1 protein-coding gene is annotated in these 1,368 nt (G+C 68.3%); it reads right to left on the bottom strand.

What is annotated here, in order from left to right; genetic code table 11:
- Positions 1-25 precede the first annotated feature (25 nt).
- Positions 26-1,114 carry an IS110 family RNA-guided transposase gene (locus tag ACZ5IK_RS45190; protein WP_465493359.1) on the bottom strand — a complete coding sequence of 363 codons (1,089 nt, stop codon included), beginning with the start codon at positions 1,112-1,114 and terminating at the stop codon, positions 26-28.
- Between the last annotated feature and the right edge of the window lie 254 nt (positions 1,115-1,368).

Below are 1,368 nucleotides of genomic sequence, written 5' to 3'. Positions count from 1 at the left end.
GTCCCGAAAGATGCTCCTATTGATGTCAAGGGGTGTGGTTGAGGTTGGTGAGGTCTGTGATGAGTGCTTGGTGGATTTCGCGGGCTATGTAGCGTTTGAGGCAGCGGATGATGTGGCGTTTGGGGATGCCTTCTGTGGTGCGGCGTTGGATGTAGGCGCGGGTGCGGGGGCAGTGGCGCATGCGGACGATGGCGATGCGGTAGAGGGCTGCGTTGGCGTGGCGGTCGCCGCCGCGGTTGAGTCGGTGGCGGTCGGTGCGGCCGCTGCTGGCGGGGATGGGTGCGGTGCCGCAGAGGTGCGCGAAGCGTGCTTCTGTGTCGATGCGGTGGGGGTTGTCGCCGGCGGTGGTCAGGAGTTGCGCGGCGGTGTCGGGGCCGACGCCGAAGATGGCGGTGGTGGCGGGCATGACGTGCCGGGTCAGGGTGGCCAGTTCTGTTTTGGTGTCGGTGATTTCGTCGGTGAGGTGCTGGATGCGCCGGGCGAGGCGGCGTAGCGCGGTTTTGACGCCGGTGAGCGGGGTGGTGAGGTCGGTTCCGGGGCGGAGCCGGGCGCAGGCGATGATCAGGGCGTTGCCGGTGAGCGGGGTGAGGGTTTCGCGCAGGGCGGCGGGTGCGGTGATGATCAGGGCGTCGAGCTGGTTGAGCGCGGCGGTGCGGGATTTGACCGCGCCGGTCATCGCGGTGCGCAGGGCGGTGACGGCCGCGGCGGGCCCGGTCCCGGCTTTCGGGATGGTGCCGGCCCGGCCGGAGAGTGTGGCGCGGGCGGCGTTGACCGCGTCCTGGGTGTCGGTCTTTCCTTTGCGGCGGCGGGTATGCCGGTCGGGCTGGTTGACCTCCACCACGGTGACGCCTTCAGCGGTCAGGTGGCGGGCGAGACCGGCGCCGTAGGAACCGGTGCCCTCGACACCCACCGCGGTGACCGTGCCGAATCCGGACAGCCAGGCCAGCAGTGCGGCGTATCCGCTGGTGGTAGCGGGAAACGTGCGGGTCCCCACTTCCCGGCCCAGGTGGTCGAGAGCGGCGGCGGTGTGCGTGTCTTTATGCGTGTCGACCCCGCCGGTCACCCGGGTCGTGTCGACGGCATGCTGCTGATCGGTCATTCTGGTCTCGGCCATCCCATGTCGCTGATCGGATCGGGGTGGCACGTACCGGGCCGGGGATGGACAACACAGTGATGGGTGTCCTGGTGGCACAGGCTCCTATCAAGTCACATCCCCCGGCCTGGTGACGTGCACGAACGGAGACCACAGCACGAGCCGGCAGATCTTTCGCAAGACAACCCCGCCAAGAGCGTCAGTGGCTTTCCGGGCCAGACCCTGCCAGGCCCCCGTCCGTACACATCATCATCACTGTGGCTTTCGCGACACGG

This window comes from Amycolatopsis sp. NPDC031561 (genome assembly GCF_055580625.1).
The sequence above is the reverse complement of the archived record's forward strand: the minus strand, read 5'-3'. Positions and strand labels throughout refer to the sequence as shown.

Coding starts and splice junctions, on each gene's coding strand:
- ACZ5IK_RS45190 (WP_465493359.1), bottom strand. CDS start 1,114: ATGGCCGAGACCAGAATGACCGATCAGCAGCATGCCGTCGACACGACC.